Origin of the sequence: Bradyrhizobium sp. CER78 (genome assembly GCF_029846235.1) — a bacterium.
Taxonomy (GTDB): Bacteria; Pseudomonadota; Alphaproteobacteria; order Rhizobiales; family Xanthobacteraceae; genus Bradyrhizobium.
This window is the reverse complement of sequence record NZ_JARVWP010000010.1, coordinates 238,549-254,553: the sequence shown is the minus strand read 5'-3', so window position 1 is coordinate 254,553 and position 16,005 is coordinate 238,549. Positions and strand designations below refer to the sequence as shown.

At 63.4% G+C, this 16,005-nt stretch carries 12 protein-coding genes and 1 pseudogene; 6 read left to right on the top strand and 7 right to left on the bottom strand.

Annotated features, from left to right (window positions below; translation table 11 throughout):
• Positions 1-3: 3 nt before the first annotated feature.
• The gene (locus QDT69_RS23025) at positions 4-1,392 is read left to right on the top strand and encodes a hypothetical protein (protein ID WP_279708762.1); all 1,389 of its coding nucleotides are present in this window, start codon (positions 4-6) and stop codon (positions 1,390-1,392) included.
• A 9-nt stretch (positions 1,393-1,401) separates the two neighbouring features.
• Here QDT69_RS23025 and QDT69_RS23020 read toward each other — a convergent pair whose 3' ends face one another.
• On the bottom strand, positions 1,402-2,250 hold the full coding sequence (locus tag QDT69_RS23020; protein ID WP_279708761.1) for a division plane positioning ATPase MipZ: 849 nt from the start codon (positions 2,248-2,250) through the stop codon (positions 1,402-1,404).
• A gap of 204 nt (positions 2,251-2,454) precedes the next feature.
• On the bottom strand, positions 2,455-3,243 hold the full coding sequence (locus tag QDT69_RS23015) for a crotonase/enoyl-CoA hydratase family protein (RefSeq protein WP_279708760.1): 789 nt from the start codon (positions 3,241-3,243) through the stop codon (positions 2,455-2,457).
• A 105-nt stretch (positions 3,244-3,348) separates the two neighbouring features.
• Between QDT69_RS23015 and QDT69_RS23010 the strand changes: the two genes are divergently transcribed.
• From QDT69_RS23010 to QDT69_RS22995, 4 genes are all read left to right on the top strand, one after another.
• On the top strand, positions 3,349-3,918 hold the full coding sequence (locus tag QDT69_RS23010; RefSeq protein ID WP_279708759.1) for a TetR/AcrR family transcriptional regulator: 570 nt from the start codon (positions 3,349-3,351) through the stop codon (positions 3,916-3,918).
• 96 nt (positions 3,919-4,014) lie between these two features.
• Positions 4,015-4,773: an SDR family NAD(P)-dependent oxidoreductase gene (locus QDT69_RS23005; RefSeq protein WP_279708758.1), complete on the top strand. Its 759-nt coding sequence runs from the start codon at positions 4,015-4,017 to the stop codon at positions 4,771-4,773.
• A 111-nt stretch (positions 4,774-4,884) separates the two neighbouring features.
• Positions 4,885-5,808, top strand: a complete 924-nt coding sequence (locus QDT69_RS23000) for a glutathione S-transferase family protein (protein WP_279708757.1) — start codon at positions 4,885-4,887, stop codon at positions 5,806-5,808.
• A gap of 228 nt (positions 5,809-6,036) precedes the next feature.
• Positions 6,037-7,071, top strand: a complete 1,035-nt coding sequence (locus tag QDT69_RS22995) for an LLM class flavin-dependent oxidoreductase (protein WP_279708756.1) — start codon at positions 6,037-6,039, stop codon at positions 7,069-7,071.
• A gap of 83 nt (positions 7,072-7,154) precedes the next feature.
• Here QDT69_RS22995 and QDT69_RS22990 read toward each other — a convergent pair.
• A pseudogene (locus QDT69_RS22990) lies at positions 7,155-7,369 on the bottom strand (porin); the annotation flags it as partial.
• A 297-nt stretch (positions 7,370-7,666) separates the two neighbouring features.
• On the opposite strand from QDT69_RS22990, the gene QDT69_RS22985 reads away from it, so the two are divergent.
• On the top strand, positions 7,667-8,494 hold the full coding sequence (locus QDT69_RS22985; RefSeq protein ID WP_279708755.1) for a tetratricopeptide repeat protein: 828 nt from the start codon (positions 7,667-7,669) through the stop codon (positions 8,492-8,494).
• A gap of 33 nt (positions 8,495-8,527) precedes the next feature.
• On the opposite strand, the gene QDT69_RS22980 is transcribed toward QDT69_RS22985, so the two are convergent.
• The 4 genes from QDT69_RS22980 to QDT69_RS22965 all read right to left on the bottom strand — a co-directional run bounded on the left by QDT69_RS22980 (position 8,528) and on the right by QDT69_RS22965 (position 15,766).
• On the bottom strand, positions 8,528-9,238 hold the full coding sequence (locus tag QDT69_RS22980) for a hypothetical protein (RefSeq protein WP_279708754.1): 711 nt from the start codon (positions 9,236-9,238) through the stop codon (positions 8,528-8,530).
• 737 nt (positions 9,239-9,975) lie between these two features.
• Positions 9,976-11,526 carry a porin gene (locus QDT69_RS22975; RefSeq protein WP_279708753.1) on the bottom strand — a complete coding sequence of 517 codons (1,551 nt, stop codon included), beginning with the start codon at positions 11,524-11,526 and terminating at the stop codon, positions 9,976-9,978.
• 785 nt (positions 11,527-12,311) lie between these two features.
• A complete protein-coding gene (locus tag QDT69_RS22970; protein ID WP_279708786.1) occupies positions 12,312-15,416 on the bottom strand; it encodes a helicase-related protein in 3,105 nt (1,034 codons plus the stop codon).
• Positions 15,417-15,571: 155 nt separating this feature from the next.
• A complete protein-coding gene (locus tag QDT69_RS22965; protein ID WP_279708752.1) occupies positions 15,572-15,766 on the bottom strand; it encodes a hypothetical protein in 195 nt (64 codons plus the stop codon).
• Positions 15,767-16,005: the final 239 nt, after the last annotated feature.

Here is a 16,005-nt window from a genome sequence, read left to right as displayed (position 1 = left end):
AGCATGCCGCGCGTTGCGACCATCGACCCGCGCTTCCAGTCCTACAACATCGAGATGGTCGAGGTGACCGGCGGGCGATTCTGGAAGCCCTATGCGGCCGCCGGTGCGGATGCAAAGACAGAACGGTTCGCACCGCGCCTACCGATCGATCTGCGCGATGGCCGGCTACGAAAACTCGCCGCAGCGCTCGCTCCGGCCTACCTTCGCGTCAGCGGAACCTGGGCCAACAGCACCTTCTTTGCGGATTCCGAGGCGCCGCCAAGCGCACCGCCGGCCGGCTTCGGCGGCGTCCTGACACGGCAACAATGGCTAGATGTGATCGACTTCTCGCACGCCGTCGATGCGCCCATCGTCACGTCCTTTGCGATCAGCGCAGGCACGCGCGACGCCGCGGGACAATGGACCTCCGAACAGGCCCGGCAGCTTCTTTCCTTCACGCGATCGGCCGGCGGCCAGATCGCCGCGGCCGAGTTCATGAACGAGCCCGATCTGCCGGCGATCGGCGGCGCCCCTGACCGCTACGATGCCGCAGCCTACGGCCGCGATTTTGCGGCGTTCCGCGCCTTCATGAAGGACACCGCGTCCGACGTGACGATCCTCGGCCCAAGCACGATCGGCAGCGGAGCGGATGCAAGAGCGCGGTTCGCGGTATCGGCAGAGGGCGTCGACGTTGTCTCCTACCATCATTACGGCGCCCTCTCCGCCCGGTGCGGCGGCGGTCGCACGGCGAAGCAGGCGTTGTCGGACCAATGGTTGGCGCGAACCGGCAAGACCCTCGCCGTCTACCAGGCGCTGCGCGATCGGCTTGCACCGGGCAAGCCGATCTGGCTGACCGAGACCGCGGAGAGCGCATGCGGCGGCAACCGCTGGGCCGCGACCTTCACCGACACGTTCCGCTATCTCGATCAACTCGGACGGCTGGCCAGGGCCGGCGTTCAGGTTGTCATGCACAACACGCTTACGGCGAGCGATTACGGGTTGCTCGACGAGCGGACCCATCTGCCGCGGCCGAACTACTGGGCCGCGCTGCTGTGGCGACGGTTGATGGGAACCAGCGTGCTCGATACCGGCGTCCCCCAGCAATCCGGCTTCCATGTCTATGCGCACTGCGCGCGCGACATGCCCGGTGGAATAGCCCTGCTCGTCATCAACAATGATCGGCGGATGCGGCACGAGCTGAAGCTGCCCGCCGCCGCGCAGCGCTACACCTTGGCCAACGCAACGCTCACGGGCGGCACCGTTCAGCTCAATGGCAGGACACTCGCCCTTGAACCATCCGACCGGATCCCGGCACTGACCGGAGACGCCACCGCTGCCGGGACGATCGTCTTCGCACCGGCGACGATCACATTCCTGACCATCGCCAATGCCGGCAACAGCAATTGCCCGTAACACGCAGCCTTATGCCGCGTTGCGGCTGTCCTCGGAGGAGGCTGCCGGGCGCACCAGATGGCCAAGCATGATCGCGGTCATCAACCGCTCCATCTCAAGCCACGCAGTGACATGCGACATGGTCGGCCGGCCACCGAGCGCGAGCTGATTGACGTCGTCGACCGCCGTCAATCCGCGCGGGTAGAATTCGCGGAAGATGACGCGTTCGGCAAGGCCGTCGACCAGGCGGAAATTCAGCGTCTTCGACAGTTCGCTGAGAGCCTCGCCAACCAGGCGCTTGTTGCGTGAACCGAGCGTCGAGAGACGGTTGCGCAACACCACCCACTCGAACGCCGGCTGATCGTTTGCGCTGCGCTGGCGCCGCGCCTCCTCCACCATCTTGGAATAGTGGCTGATGCCGGTCACTTTGAAGTCGTTCGGATCGACGGTGCCGAGCACGTCGAAATCGATGAAGCTGTCGTTCAGCGGCGTGATCAGCGTGTTCGCCAGCGAATGCGTGAACGTTGTCAGGTAGGTATCATGGCCGGGACAGTCGATGACGACGAAGTCATGCGATCGGCCGAGCCGCTCGACGATCTCGGCAAGCGCGCTGCGCCCGAGCGTCTCGACCTCGCTGCTCCTGCCGCTCACGGTCTCGAAGCACATATGCGTCGGAACGCCGAGCTCGAGCGAGGACTCCCGCGCCCAGTCACGCCGGTTCTCGACGTAATGCGTCAGCGACTTCTGCTTATTGTCGAGATCGATGGTGGCGACACGCTGACCCGCCTTGATCAGCGCGACGGCGACGTGCATAGCAATCGTCGACTTGCCAGAACCGCCCTTGTTGTTTCCGACAACAATTACTCGTGCGTTTGTCATGGGATTCCATACCGGACGCTTGAGTGAGAGCAGGACGAAATAGAATTTAATGAATGAATGGAGTCTCCCTGATTCGACAAATCTCGACAAGAGTCGCTGCAACATTGTCGTGATCGAAATCAAGAAGCTGCGACATCATTGTCACAGCTTCTCGGGGTACGTATCGCGAACGCAACTTGCGTCATGGGACTCGCGTCCACAGCGCTAGCGCCCCTGGAACACGGCGGCGCGACGCTCCACGAAGGATTTGATGCCTTCGGCAGCATCCGACGTGTTGAGCACGCGTTCGCGGATCTGCGGGATGATCGCGATTGCCGCCTGCTCGCCGGCTTCGATGAACTTGCGGCCCGCCTCTTTCGTCACCTGGATTCCGAGCGGCGCATTGCGCGCAATGATCTCGGCAAGCGCCATCGCGCGCTCAATCTGCTGACCGGCCGGCACGACCTCCTGCACGAGACCGATCCGATGCGCTTCCACCGCGGAGAACTCGTCGCACAGAAGCAGGTGATACATCGCATCGCCCCACCCGGCACGGCTGATGTAGCGGAAATGCGCACCCGCCAGCGGCGCGATGCCGCGCTTGGCTTCCATCTGGCAGAAGCGGCTGTCGTCCGCGGCGACGACGATATCGCCGGCCAGCATCATTTCGATGCCGACCGTGAACACGATGCCCTGCACCGCGGTGATGACCGGCTTCTTGCACCGCTTCGACAATCCGAAGGGATCGACGTTGCCCTCCGGCAGCGGCTTGCGCGATGCCGTCGGACCAAAGAATTTCGGCATGTCGAGACCCGCGGTGAAGCTGCCGCCGGCGGCGCAGAGCACGCCGACCCAGAGGCTGTCATCATTGTCGAGCAGCGTCAGCGCGTCGGACAGCTCGGTCATCATCTCCGGACTGAAGGCGTTCTTCTTCGCGGGATTGTCGATGATGATCTTCAGGATGCGGCCATGCCACTCGTGGCGGACCCGCCCTTCGCTCGCGCTGCCGGACATCTGCTTCTCCCTGCTTTGTGACTGACAAAATTTCTGGATGATGCTTGTCATCCAGATGTATGATGGTCATAATCCAGAAACAGAGTCAAACAGGGGCAAGGCGAGATGGGCCATTCCCAGGCCGACAAGGCCAGGAGCCGTGAGCGCATTCTGAACGAGGCCGCGACGCAGATCCGCGACAAGGGGCTGGAGGCGCTCAGCATCGGCGGGCTGATGCAGCAGGTGAAGCTGACCCATGGCGGCTTCTACGGGCACTTCGCCTCGCGTTCCGACCTAATCGCCGCGGCGCTGCAACGGGCCCTGACCGCGGGCGAAGCGTCGGCGCACGCCGCGCGCGATCCCGACAAGCCGGTCAGCATCAACGCACTGGCGCGAAGCTATCTGAGCCGCACCCATCGCGATCAGCCCAAGTCGGGCTGCGCGATCGGCGCGCTGATCTCCGATGTCGGCCGCGCCGACGCGCAGTGCCGCGCGGTGATGGAGCCGCACATCGAATCCTTCATCGCCAAGGTCGCCGAGACGCTCGGTGACGATGACGATCACAGCGCGATCGTCGCTGTCAGCGCGATGGTCGGCGCGCTCGCGATCTCGCGCGTCATCACCGATCCGAAGCGGTCCGATGCCATTCTGCGCACGGTGCGCGATAGCATCGTCGCGATGGCCTCAGACGATTGATTGCGCCCGCGCCGCGGGCATCTTGTTTGTTTGAGCATGATCTTTTCGGAAAACCGGTTTCCACTTTTCCGGATCATGCCCTTGATGGAGCGAGCCATGAACGACCGATCCACCCTCGAGCCGACGGCTGTGCAGGGCAGCGTGCTGATATCAGGCGTCGGCGCATCGAACGGCCTCGGCGCCGCGATCGCGCGACGCTTTGCGGCCGGCGGCTATCCCGTCGCGATCGCCGGGCGCAACGCCGAGAAGCTCGCCGCGACCGCCGCCGAACTCGCCGCCGATGGCGCTACGGTCACCCACGTCGTCGGTGATGCCTCGATCGCAGCCGACGTTGCGCGCTTCGTCGAGGCTGCGCAAAAGCTCGCGCCGCTCGCGATGGCCGTGCACAATGCAGGCTCCAACCGGCCCGCGCCGTTTCTCAAGGTCAGCGAGCAGCGTTTCGAGGAGCACTGGCGCGAACACGCGCTCGGCGGTTTCCAGCTGGCACAGGCTGCGATCCCTGCCCTGCTTGCGCGCGGCGGCGGCACGCTGGTGTTCACCGGCGCCAGCGGCTCGCTGCGCGGCAAGGCCAACTATTCGCCATTTGCCGCCGCCAAGGCGGCGCTACGCGCGCTGGCGCAGAGCGTGGCGCGGGAATTCGGGCCGCAGGGCATCCATGTCGGCCACGTCGTGGTCGACGGCGGCATCGGCGGCGATCGCCTGCTGAGCATGCGCCCGCAGTTGAAGGATGAGCGCGGGCCGGACGGCCTGCTCAACATCGCGGCGATCGCCGAGGCCTATTGGGTGCTGCATCACCAGCATCGCAGCGCCTGGACGCTGGAGCTCGACCTGCGGCCGTGGGCCGAGCAGTTCTGAACGCCCAGGGCGGCGCGCCATCACCCGGGAAAATCGATTGCGATCGGCGCAAATCTTGTCAGGCTACGCGACAAGCTCTGTCGAGATCGCAACCTGTCCCGGGAGAAGGTCATGTCGCAGCCCACGCCGATCCTGCATCATTTCGATCAGTCGCCGTTCTCCGAGAAGATCCGCAGCATCTTCGGATTCAAGAAGCTCGCCTGGAACTCGGTGCGGATCTCCAGGATCATGCCGCGGCCGGATCTGATGCCGATGACCGGCGGTTATCGCCGCACCCCGACGATGCAGATCGGTGCGGACATCTATTGTGACAGCCAGATCATCATCCGCGAACTGGAGCGGCGCTATCCGACGCCGACACTGTTTCCCGCGGGCAATGCCGGGATGCCCTGGGCGCTCGGCATGTGGACCGACCGGCCGTTCTTCCAGAGCACGGTCAACCTCGTGTTCGGCTTCATCGGCGACAAGGTCCCGCAGGATTTCATCGCGGATCGCGAGAAGCTGCGCGGCGGCAAGTTCGACATCGCCGCCATGACCGCGGCGCTGCCGCAGATGCGTGATCAGTTCCGCGCCAATGTCGACTGGATCGAGGCGCAGCTCGGCGACAACAGGCCGTGGCTGTTCGGCGAGTTCAGCCTTGCCGACGTCAGCGCCTACATGAACGTGTGGTACGCGCGGCAGAGCCTCGCGACGATCGACGAAATGATGAAGCCTTTTCCACGTACTGCGGCGTGGGAAGAGCGTATGCGCGCCATCGGCCACGGCACGCGCACCGAGATGTCGTCGGCCGACGCGCTCGAGATCGCGGCGAAGGCGCAGCCGGAATCGCCTGTGTTCGGTGATCCCGCCGATCCAAACGGTCGCAAGCCCGGCGACATCGTCAGCGTGATGCCGGATGACTACGGCAAGATCCCGGTCCGCGGCGAGATCGTCTCGCTGTCGGCACAGCACATCGCGATCCGCAGGTCCGACGAACGCGTCGGCGAGGTCGTGGTGCACTTCCCGCGGGCTGGATTCCTGGTCATCACGGGCTGATCGCCGCTGGCCGCAACCGGCCGGCTGCCGGCTCGCGGGGTTGGAAACGCTGCGTTTCGCGGCCTGACCTTGTCGGGCCGCGCTCAGGCAATACCTCCCACTCATCTCCAACCGAAGGCTCCACAGCGCAGGCTAGCGGACATCTCAGCAAGCAACACGACCTCTCGGCCTGCGTGCGATGGGTGGCCCGTGGCGGATGCTCCGCCACGCCGACAACTGGACTATGTGATGACGACCTCTCTCGAATTCGGGCTCGATACGTTCGGCGACGTCACCAAGGACACCGCCGGCGCGCCGCTGCCCCATGCCCAGGTGATCCGCAACGTCGTCGACGAGGCGGTGCTGGCCGATCAGCTCGGGATCGATTTCATCGGGCTCGGCGAGCATCACCGGGCCGACTTTGCGATCTCCTCCCCCGAGACCGTGCTGGCGGCAATCGCTGCGCGCACCAAGGACATCCGGCTCGGCTCGGCGGTAACCGTGCTGAGTTCGGACGATCCGATCCGGGTCTTCCAGCGCTTCGCCACCGTCGATGCGGTCTCGAACGGCCGCGCCGAGGTGATCCTCGGCCGCGGCTCGTTCACCGAGTCGTTCCCGCTGTTCGGCTTCGACCTCAGGCAATACAACGAGCTGTTCGAGGAGAAGCTCGACCTGTTCACCGAGCTCCTGAAGCAGGAGCCGGTGACCTGGGAGGGCAAGCTGCGGCCGCCGCTCAAGGGCCAGTCGGTCTATCCGCCGGTCGAGCACGGCCGGCTGAAGACCTGGATCGGCGTCGGCGGCAGCCCCGAATCGGTGGTGCGCGCGGCGCATTACGACCTGCCGCTGATGCTCGCCATCATCGGCGGCGATCCCAAGCGCTTTGCGCCCTATGTCGATCTGCACCAGCGCGCCTACCAGCAGTTCGGCCGGGCGCCGCAGCCGATCGGCGTGCATTCGCCGGGCTACGTCGCCGAGACCGACGCGCAGGCCCGCGAAGAGCTATGGCCGGACTACAAGGTCATGCGTGACCGGATCGGCAAGGAGCGCGGCTGGCCGCCGATGGGCCGTGACGAGTTCGTCGCCGAGGCCGAGCACGGCTCGCTTTATGTCGGCGCGCCGGAAACGGTCGCGCGCAAGATCGCGGCGACCGTGAAGGCGCTCGGCGCCGCGCGCTTCCAGCTGAAATATTCAGCGGGCCCGCTGCCGCACGAGAAGCTGATGAAGAGCATCGAGCTCTATGGAAGCAAGGTGGTGCCGATGGTGCGCGACATGCTCGCCGCGTGATGCACGAGAGTCGTCCGCACAAAGCAAAACCCCCGGCGTTTTGGCGCCGGGGGCTCTGTTAGATCTCAGTCAGATCAACCGGATCACCAGTTGCGCTGGACTTTGAGCATCAGAGCAGGGTGTTCTGATCCTTCAGCTCGTACAGGGCAAGTGGCTTGCCAACCGAAGCGCCGCTGTTCGGAACGACGCCCGCGTACTTCTGATCCAGGTGGGTGTAGGTCAAGTCAGCCGTGAAGGTCAGGTTCTTGACGGGGGTCCACTGGGTCTGCGTACCGATCTGGGCGATGTTGTAGTCCGGCTGCAGGAGGTCATGCCTGCGACTGCCGCACCGAGCACAGCACCTCAGGTACCGCCCACGCCGTTGCCGCCGGGGCCGCAGAGGCGCAATGCCGAGAGCGACGCTGCCGCAAGCACCGGGAATACCGGTACCGCCGTAGATGGTGTTGGCACCAGCAAGGTCCTGGATGTTGTAGCGCATCGCGAGCGGATTGCTTGGTTGACCTCATACTGTGTTTTCACGAGATTGTTGCTGGACGCCCGGAAACGGCCGCGCTAGCGCCCACGATAATCTCTCGTATCCTCCGGAAGCTTTCCCGTGAGTGGCAATCAGAACAATTTCCTCGCTCAGGCGCTGCAACAAGGCGCATCCGCGTTGCGGGCGCGGCAGTTTGCTCAGGCAGAGCAGATCGCGACAAGCATTCTGAAATCAAACCGCAAGGACAGACACGCGACGCTTCTCCTCGCGCATGCCCTGATGGGACAGAAGCGGGAAGTCGAGGCGATTGCACCGCTCGAGCGGGTTGCGCGCCGCGGCGACGATGGCGAGGTCGAGACCTTGCTTGGCGCATTGTTGTGCGGTGCGGGGCGGGCCACGGACGGCTTGGCACAGCTTCGGCGCACGGTTGCACGCCGCCCGCCATATCTCCCTTCATTTCAGGAACTCGCCGGGCAGCTTGCCAAGGCCGGTCAATACGACGAGGCGATCAGCACGATCGAAGCCGGCCTCGCGCTTGCCCCGGGCAGCATCGATCTGAAGCTCGATCTCGGGCGGCTGTTGCAGGACACTAATGACTTCGCGCGGGCTGCGAGCGTCCTGACAGCCGCGCGCGATGCTGCGCCGGGACGCCTCGACGTTCTCAATCAACTCGGGCGGGTCCTGGTCCTTCATGGCGACTACGCCGCGGCCGCGGATGCGTTCCGCCGCGTGCTCGCCCAGTACCCCGATGATCGCTCGACCCGCGCCTACCTCGCCACATCCTTGTTCGAACAAGGAGAGCGCGACGCAGCCGAGGCGGCGCTACGCTCCATCATTCGTGGTCAGCCCCAGCTATTGGGGCGTGCGGCATTCGTCATGGCCGCGGCATCTCATGGTCGCTTCTTTTTCTCCCAACGGGACGTTGCAAAATTCCTCGGTGGGAAGTGAGGCCGGGCGCATTGGACGAAATCTCGTCGCGTCTCACGCCCTGAAGTTTCTCCGGTAGAGGTTGGGCTGCCGTCTCAGCTCACTCCGGAATTGGCCGACGCGCTTGGCTTCTTCCGCGGTGAAGGAGGATGTGTGTGCAGTCCAGTCGTCTCGTTTGACCGGAATGCATTGCGCGACGGGAGTTCCCTTGGGGAGGACACCTCTGAAACTCCTGTCGTGCCAGTATGCTGGGAAGTGCACCCAATTGTCGGTATAGAGGTCGGAATTGACTAGGCCGCTGAGGGTGGTGAACGGCAGGTCGAAGCGATTGACCGGATGCGTGAAGTAAACCGCGTAGCCTTCGGGCGCTTCGACGGTCCACAGATTGTGGAATTTGAGAAAGAAGCGGCCCTCTTCGAACAGCGGCGTGCCGATGACCTGACCCGGGTCGTGAAATCCGATCGGCGAACGCGGGAATTCGGGCGTGCCTCCCGGCGGCAGCTCGTGGTCCCAGGTGATTTCGCCGTCCTCGACCTTGAGGTCGCAGATCAGTGGCAGCAGGAACCCACAGGTCATCGCATCCACGAATGGCGGGCAGCGCTTGATGGTGTCCTCGTCGCGCAGGTCGATCGAAGAGAACGCCGTCGCCGGCATCGCCTTGAGCCAGCCGGGCACGCCCTGGGCCGCCGGAATGGGCCGCGGTATCAGCCCCTCAAGCTCCGCCGGGCAGCGGAAATTGAGCGTCAGCTTGTTGGTGGTGGACATTGGGCGCTCCGATTTCCTGACGGACTACATCAATGCGTCGCAGCCATTCAACCGCGTTTTCGCGAACAAGCGTGGACGTCCACGGTCGCTAGCAGAGGAAGAAGTGGCTGGAGGACAGGGCTTTTTGTTGTCTCTGACACACGCCAGCGGAACGACTATGGGCTTAAAAGTTCTTTATCGGCTTATGGAATTCCGGGGAGAACAAGCTTCAATGTCAAAGAATTTCGTTATCCCGGAGCTCTCGTTTAACGAGCGTTAGTTCAATTTGTAACTCGCCTTATAGAGGCTCCCTCTAAGCATTTTCGAATCCCTGCGATTCCCTTTTGCATAGCCCTTCGGCGAGATAGACGGATCAGCTGAACTCTCTCGGCTCAGAGGTTAGGTTTCGCAGAATGATAGGTGAACGGGTCTGCCGCCCATCCTCGGCCATGTCGCTCCAGCCATCCCATCGCCACTAGCTTTCGGCACGTTGGATTGACGCGCTGTATGGAGGCTCCCTCTCCGAAAATGCGCTCAGCAAGTTGGCGCTCTGTGAGACGTGGCTGCTCGCGGATCATGCGAACTATTTGTTGGGCTACCGTCATGGCTCGCCAAACGTCCGCCGTGGACTGGTCTGCGTCAATGACCCGGGGTCGCGCGAAAGAAAAATGGCTAGCGAGCAAGTCACCGCCGGGCAAAGCAAAACCCCCGGCGTTTCCACCGGGGGCTCTGTTAGCTTACGGTCAGATCAACCGGTATTACCAGTTGCGCTGAGCGCGGAGCAGCAGGGTCACAGTATTCTGGTCCTTCAGCTCGTAGAGAGCGGCAGGCTTGCCGATCGCGGCGCTGGGCGCCGCCACCGTACCAGCATACTTCTGATCCAGATGGGTGTAGGTCAGGTCTGCCGTGAAGGTCAGGTTCTTGACCGGGGTCCACTGGGTCTGGGTGCCAATCTGCGCGATGTTGTAGTCGGGGTTGCAGGTGGTGATCGCGCCGCCCAGAGCATTGAGGGTGGTCCGAACCGAACCGCCCACGCCGCCGACGCCGCAGAGCAGGGTCTTAGCCGTATCGTTGTAGGTGATACCGGCATAAGCACCGTAGATCGAGGTGTTCCAGTAGGGGTTCCAGTTGTGCACGTATGCACCGCGGAAGCCCCAGGTGGTGACCAGCTGCTGCCCAGTGTTCACGCCACCGATAGCACCGAACACGCTGTCAGGAGCAACGCCGATACCAATGCTCTGGTAGGCGCCCGGCAGACCGGTTCCACCATAGATGGTGTTCGCACCAGCCGAACCAGCGAGGTCCTGGATGTTGTAGCGCGTCGCACCGTTGGTGTAGACGCCCTGCAAGTTGATGGTGTCGCCAGGTCCGGTCGGAATGTTCTTGATCGACAAGGCCAACTGACCAGCCCAGCCCCACTTGTCGTCCGGATGACCGGTCAACTCAGTGCCGCCGTAGTAGGCCGCGTGGTTGTCATGCGCCGCGAACGACGCCTGGAACAGACCCCAAGCCTGGTCGACGCGCAGCATCGCGACGAGGTCCGGAGCAATCGTGCCAGCGTAATCGCTGGTGCCGTAAGCGCCACCCGCGAGGATGTTGTTCACGCCAGCCTGATAGTAGGCCGTCTGATCCTGAGCCGACAGAGACAGCGACACGCCGTTGCCGAACTGAGCGGTGTAGGTGAACTGGTTCACGCCAGTGATGGTACCGCCGCCGCCGACGAGACCGTCGAAGTTGTTGCCCGGATAGTTGGCCCACGGAGCCGAGAACTGCGAGACCGCCTTACCCATGGTGAAGCCGGCGAACTGGATGAAGGCGTAGTAGACGCCAACCGTACCAGCGGCGACGTTACCGGAGCCGGCATTGTTCGGAGCCGCAACCGTGCCGATCGGGGAGTAAACGGTCGCGCCGTTGCCCTGACCAGCGTAGGTGTCCGTCGTCCACGAGAACGTCGCATCGAAGAAGGTACGGACAACACCGTATTCGGTCGCCGTACGGGTATCGATGTTCAGGTCTTCACGAGAGCGCCAGGTGTAGCCGTTCGTGAACCGGTTGTTCGCACCGCCGGCACCCGAGGTGTTGCCGGTGTGATCCGAGTTCGAGTTCACGACGACGTCGGCGCGCAGGTAGCCGCCCAGCTTGATACAGGTATCGGTGCCCGGGATGTAGTAGAAACCGGGACCATACAGGGAGCAAACCTTCACGTACTCGACCGCTTTGGCCTTGACGGGAAGATCGGCCGCCTGAGCTCCGCCGACCGCGACGAGAGCCGCCGCCGAGCCGAGGATAAGGCTCTTAACCATCTTCATGTTAAACCTCCAAGTTGCTCTATCTCAGGGAAGGTTCCGGTTCCGCCGGGTAAGACACCCTCAGGTTGGTTCCCTTTGTCCCTTAAATCCCCGCTTAGTCGCTTCGCGCCTTCGGACACACCCGCATGAACGCGAGGGACTTAAGCGAACCACCTAGAACGGGACGACCTCGGGATGCCCCCCTCCGTCGCAGTTCCATATGAGACAGAAGCCCCCCGATCACGCAACAAAAGACCGCTTGCGACGGCAGGAGCTGCGGCTGTTTTCGGGCAAATGTTGCACAAATATCACGGGCATTTGAACTGCGGAAAATCGACAAGCCATTGAAATACAATGGGAATATTTCAGATGCCGCTGGCGGGCACAAGTTTGGGCAACACCGGGCGGAACGGTGTGCAAAACGCGTAGTCCTACGGAAAAAGCGAAAATCGGAGCCCGCTTTGGCGGCACTGATTCCGGCTCCGGGCCCAATATTTCGGCCCAAAAATACCGGCATCTGAACGACATAGCCTGCCCTAGATACCGTCGAGTCGGGCCTGGAAGGGGGCTTTCCGATGGCTCGGAGCAGGCCGAAGGACGGCGGACGGACCGCCTCATCTCTGCGGTAGCGGCACTCCATGTCACTGCGATGTCAGTGCACCGGATCAGTCGATTTGTTCTCCGCAGCAGTCGGGCGATGAAATATCTCCACAAGACTCGTGTCTGACGAGAGCGGGTAAAGCGCCGTGAGGCAGCGGGCGCGTGACGCTGGCCCACGAAGGCGTTGCCTAGCAGTGACGTCGCACTCACTCGTCCAGAATATCCAGCAGATCGTTGATCCGCTCGAAAGGCGGCTCGTGTGTCCTGTCTGAGTAAAAGACGCGATCGCCGTCGCGTTGGAGCGATCGTGCCCTGGATTTGGGCAGCCTCCCCGGCAGGAACGTCGCTGCGACGGCCTCCGGCCCGACATCGAGCCTCACGATGCCTCGCCGCTTGCAATCGATCCTGAGCCTTGCGGCCGCGAAGAAATCCCGCCCCGCCGGCGGCAGCCTGCCGAAACGGCGCGAGGTCTCTTCTTCCAGATCTTCCAGATCGTCTTCATTCCGGCACCTGGCGACGCGACCATAAATTTCGAGGCGCATCGATTCCGACTGCACGTAACTCCTTGGTAGGAGATCCGCGAGCGGAAGATTGAGGTCGGGCACCCACAGATCGGCGGACCGATCGTTGGTCTTCTCCGAAGCCTGCTTCAGAAGGTGGCTATAGAGCACCGGTCCGAACACCTGCACGTGGCCGGATTGCCGCTCGGACAACAGATCTCCGGCACCTCTGAGGTCCAGATCACGCTCGCTGATCGCAAAACCTGCGCCCGGTCTGCTGAACTCCTCCAGAACGGCTAATCGCTTGCCGGATTGCTCCGAGCTCGTTTCGGTCAGCATGTACGCGAAAGCGCGCGTTCCACCGCGCCCCACCCGTCCCCTCAGCTGGTGAAGCTGTGCCAGGCCAAACTTTTCCGGCCAACAGACCACGATGGTGTTCGCCCGCGGAATATCGAGACCGCTTTCCACGATGTTGGTCGCCAACAGGACGTCGGCCTCGCCTTCGACGAAGCTCATCATGCGGTCGTCAAGTTCATCGGCGGGCAGCTTGCCGTGCAGGCAAACGATGCGGAGCTCCGGGGCGACCGCCTGCACGCGCGCCAGCAGCGGATCCAGATCCTGGATGCGCGGACAGATCAAGAAGCTCTGCCCGTGACGCCGCTGCTCGCGCAACAATGCCGCTGCAATCGCAGCGTCCGAAAGCGGCGCGATCTTGGTCACGACCGGCAGCCGGTGCACCGGTGGGGATGCGATCACGCTGAGATCCCTGAACCCCGCAAGACCTGCCGCAAGCGTGCGCGGGATCGGCGTGGCGCTCATCCAGAGCGTATGGACACCCTTCGCCAGACCCGAGAGTTTCGCCTTCTCCGCTGCCCCGAAGTGCTGCTCCTCGTCGACGATGACCAGGCTCAGCTTGGCGAATTTCACATCCTTCGATGCGATCGCCTGCGTGCCGACCACGACCTTCATCTTGCCGCTTCGCAGGCTTTCCTTCGTCTCCCGCATTTCCTGCGCCGAGGTCGCGCGCGACAGGCTTCCCACCTCGATGCCGAGCGGCGCGAACCGCTTGCGGAACGTCGCGACGTGCTGCCTTGCCAGAACGGTGGTCGGCACAACGATTGCAACCTGCTTGCCCGACAGCGCAACGGCGGCCGCCGCGCGCAAGGCGACCTCGGTCTTGCCAAATCCGACATCGCCGCAGACGACCCGGTCCATCGGATGACCCGACGCAAGATCATCCAGCACGTCGCGGATCGCCCTCGCCTGGTCGACCGTCGTGAAATACGGAAAGCGCGCGACGAAGCGTTCGTATGCGGGACCAGGAGCGACCAGCTTGGGCGCGCGCCGGCGACGCCGCTGCGCGATGTGTTTGGCGAGCGCTTTGGCGGCGGTCTGGATTTCCTGCTCCGCCTTGGTCCGTCGCGCCCACCACGTGCTGCCATCGGCCCTGTCCAATGTCAGCCTGCCGAGCTCAGCCGCATAGGGCCAGATCAGCGCAAGGTCGGCGGGAGGAACGAGGACGGCATCGTCGCCGGTGAATGCCAGCCTGATCATCTCGCGAGACGATTCCTTCCCCATGTCGAAGGTCTGCAGGCCGTCGAGCACGGCGAGGCCCCGTTGCAGATGAACGACGACCGCGCCCCGCTCCGGCACGTCGGGATGATCGAACGCCGCACTCCAGGCCCTGGCCATCGGCTGCGGATGATGGGCCCGGCTGCCGAGCACGTCGGTCGCCGTCACGACGACAAGCGGCTTGCGGCCTGAATCGATGAAGCCGGTGTCGAAGTCTGCCAGGAGCGCGGCTTCGCCGCCCCGCCCCTTCGCCGCCTCGCTCCAGTCGGTGAAGCGCTCTGCCTTGATCCCGCCCATCCGCTCCATCGTGCGCAGGTCGTCCTCAACAGCTGCAACGAGCAGCAGCCGCGATCCGGCACGCTCCGTATCGGCAACAAAGGCGCGGAGCGCTTTCCGCGACGAGGCGACCTTCGAGAAATCAGGCGTAGCAATGAAAGCCGCCTTTCGCGGCAGCACGCTCATGCGCTTGGTCAGCCGCTTCCAGTCAGCAGGTGCAAAATACTCGCGCTGGGTGTCGCGGCGGCCGGCCGCCTCCTTGATCGTGCTCAGCCAGCTGTCGGCGTGAGCAGACACGCCTGCGTCCGCGATCCAGCGCGCGCGATCACAATAGTCCGGCAGCGCCGCGCGCTGCGCCCTTTTGCCTCCCAGCGCGATCCGCTCGGACATCGGATCGATCAGCAGCTCCTGCGTGTCGAAGACAACGTCGTGCTCATCGGGATCAACGCCTGCGATCCTGCGGATCACGCCGCCGGAATGCTCGATCCTGAACGGCCCAAGGGCGCCGGCCGGAAACACTTCGAACGTCATGCCGTGGAACAGAACGCTTCCCGGATAATCAGCCTCTTCGTCGAGATCGTATCCGAGGGCTTCCAAGCGATCCTTGAGATCCTGCTCGGAATAGCGCCCCCCGACCTTCAAGCTGATGCTGAGGCGGCCCCAACTCGCGGGCAACGGCAACCGCTCCATGATCGCCTCAGCCGTCGACACCAGGAAGACGGGCCTCTTGCTCTTCGCCAGACGCCGCAACACTGAACTGCGCCGGCCGGCGATCTCACGCGACGGCTCCAGCCCGTCGAACGGCAAGGTATTCAGCCGCGGAAGCACCAGCACCTCGAGCGAAGGATCGAGCGAATGCAGCACGCTGCCGAGGCGCTCGGCCCTGTTCTCGCTCTCCGCAAGGAAGACGATGCCGTCGCTGCCGGATGCCTTCCATTGCTCGAGGAGATGCAGCGCCAACATGCCGAGGGGCGAGGAAGATGAGATCCCGGAACGCGCCAATCCCTTGCTGTTCTTCGTCGCGCCAGCAGCAGCGCGGGCCTTCTTGGTATTCGCCACGTCAAATCCATCGTTATTTCGTGAGAGCGATCGCCTGTTGACGTGGGTCTCGGGGCGACTCAGCGCTTATCGGCCACCGGCATGGAAACCAAAGCGGCACGGATTTCCAGATAGAAAGCCCGATCCCGCCCCGAAATGCCCGTGCGGGCGATCGGGGAGCAGTCGATTCTTTTAGCGAAATCAATGGCTTGCGCATTGGCTGGGGCGGGAGGGATCGAACCTCCGAATGGCGGAATCAAAACCTGCTTGATCATTCAACGATTTCAAGCCGCGTTTGGAAAAATTGGTCGAATTCGCCTTCAGTCGTATCAACTGCTTAGCAGGCATTTCCAAATAAGGAAGCGCCTCTCCTAGCGAGGATCGACCCGACTGCACGGTGCTGCTCGCGTGAGCGCGCGTCACCGTTGGCCCATCGGTACGTCCGAGGGTGTCGGGGTTCGAGTCCCCAAGCTGATTTCCGCACAGCCCGGGACCAGATACCACGATGTCGGCT

Coding starts and splice junctions, on each gene's coding strand:
- QDT69_RS22980 (WP_279708754.1), bottom strand. CDS start 9,238: ATGTCCACCACCAACAAGCTGACGCTCAATTTCCGCTGCCCGGCGGAG.
- QDT69_RS23000 (WP_279708757.1), top strand. CDS start 4,885: ATGTCGCAGCCCACGCCGATCCTGCATCATTTCGATCAGTCGCCGTTC.
- QDT69_RS22995 (WP_279708756.1), top strand. CDS start 6,037: ATGACGACCTCTCTCGAATTCGGGCTCGATACGTTCGGCGACGTCACC.
- QDT69_RS23010 (WP_279708759.1), top strand. CDS start 3,349: ATGGGCCATTCCCAGGCCGACAAGGCCAGGAGCCGTGAGCGCATTCTG.
- QDT69_RS22975 (WP_279708753.1), bottom strand. CDS start 11,526: ATGAAGATGGTTAAGAGCCTTATCCTCGGCTCGGCGGCGGCTCTCGTC.
- QDT69_RS23015 (WP_279708760.1), bottom strand. CDS start 3,243: ATGTCCGGCAGCGCGAGCGAAGGGCGGGTCCGCCACGAGTGGCATGGC.
- QDT69_RS22970 (WP_279708786.1), bottom strand. CDS start 15,416: ATGTTGGCGCTGCATCTCCTCGAGCAATGGAAGGCATCCGGCAGCGAC.
- QDT69_RS23020 (WP_279708761.1), bottom strand. CDS start 2,250: ATGACAAACGCACGAGTAATTGTTGTCGGAAACAACAAGGGCGGTTCT.
- QDT69_RS22965 (WP_279708752.1), bottom strand. CDS start 15,766: ATGATCAAGCAGGTTTTGATTCCGCCATTCGGAGGTTCGATCCCTCCC.
- QDT69_RS23005 (WP_279708758.1), top strand. CDS start 4,015: ATGAACGACCGATCCACCCTCGAGCCGACGGCTGTGCAGGGCAGCGTG.
- QDT69_RS23025 (WP_279708762.1), top strand. CDS start 4: ATGCCGCGCGTTGCGACCATCGACCCGCGCTTCCAGTCCTACAACATC.